Source organism: Lactiplantibacillus herbarum, assembly GCF_001039045.1.
GTDB lineage: Bacteria > Bacillota > Bacilli > Lactobacillales > Lactobacillaceae > Lactiplantibacillus > Lactiplantibacillus herbarum.
This window is the reverse complement of the sequence record NZ_LFEE01000036.1, coordinates 24,635-25,068: the sequence shown is the minus strand read 5'-3', so window position 1 is coordinate 25,068 and position 434 is coordinate 24,635. Positions and strand designations below refer to the sequence as shown.

Genomic DNA, 434 nt, shown 5'->3' with positions numbered 1-434 from the left:
GCAGCTGTTTTTAGTCAGGTCAATTGGAGTATCAAAGGAGGGTGAACCATGTTTGTGTTTATAGCGATTGGGTTGATTACGGCGGTCATTACCTTTGGCTTAGGTTTTTGGAGCTATTTACTTGGGAAGCGAGATAAAACTAATTTAATCGGGAGTATTATTCCGGCGGGATATTTCATCGTGCGAGTGGTCTTTGCGGTGACTCTCAGTGAGGGAACGCATGAATTAATAACTAGTTTAGTAGGTAATTTATGTATTACGATAATCTTAGTTGGTCTGTTTTTCTGGGGCAAGCAACGAGCCAATCGAGTAGTTGGGAAGCATATTTCAAAGTAGAAGAATGAAATTAAAGCAGTTAATCGCTAATTTTTATAAGTGCGATTAACTGCTTTAATTTTACATAGAGCAAGCGTCACAGTTCAAGAAGGATCACC

General features: G+C 39.2%; 1 protein-coding gene. It reads left to right on the top strand.

Features of this window, described 5'->3' with window-relative positions; all coding sequences use genetic code 11:
• The first annotated feature begins 48 nt into the window (after nt 1-48).
• The gene (locus tag ACG95_RS10740) at nt 49-336 is read left to right on the top strand and encodes a hypothetical protein (RefSeq protein WP_048000508.1); all 288 of its coding nucleotides are present in this window, start codon (nt 49-51) and stop codon (nt 334-336) included.
• Nucleotides 337-434: the final 98 nt, after the last annotated feature.